Origin of the sequence: Aliibacillus thermotolerans (assembly GCF_027853235.1) — a bacterium.
Taxonomy (GTDB): domain Bacteria; phylum Bacillota; class Bacilli; order Bacillales; family Marinococcaceae; genus Aliibacillus; species Aliibacillus thermotolerans.
Map to the genome: position 1 here is coordinate 1 of NZ_WKJG01000015.1, position 582 is coordinate 582.

Here is a 582-nt window from a genome sequence, read left to right on the forward strand (position 1 = left end):
AGACGTGATTAAGAAATATATCGCAAAACAAAAGAAAGGTGGTGAATAAAATGTTACGTGCTTCTTCCTTTGTCTACAAACCAAACAAAACACATGGAGTTATTCTTCATCAATTATGTTATGCCAGTAGAAAGTTATGGAATGTAGGAAACTATGAGAAGCGGAATTGGACAAAGGATAGCGGTGTTCCATATCCTGATTGGTACGAACAAAAAAAGAGACTGAAAAGTCATTTTTGGTATAAGAAATTACCTTCGCAATCGGCACAAGAAGTGTTAAAAGTGCTACAAGAATCGTGGGATTCTTATTTTGAATTAAAGAAAACCAGAAGGATAGAAAATCCAAAACCACCACAATTTAAACACCGAAATTTTAACGTGAGATTTCTAAATAACGGTTTTCGTATCATTGAAAATCATATCAAATTATCCATTCCCGCAAAACAAAAAGCCTATTTAAAAGAGAAATATCGTATTCAAAACAAGTTTTTGTATATCCCTATTCCAAAACATATCAAAATCACGAAAGTCAAAACAGTAGAAGTGAAGCCTGTAACAGAAAAAGAATACAAAATTATCCTCG

The 582-nt window shown here is 32.6% G+C and carries 1 protein-coding gene; it reads left to right on the forward strand.

Annotated features, from left to right (window positions below; genetic code table 11):
- Positions 1-50: 50 nt before the first annotated feature.
- The coding region (locus tag GJS40_RS01190; protein WP_270895508.1) for a hypothetical protein at positions 51-582 on the forward strand (532 nt) is incomplete at its 3' end.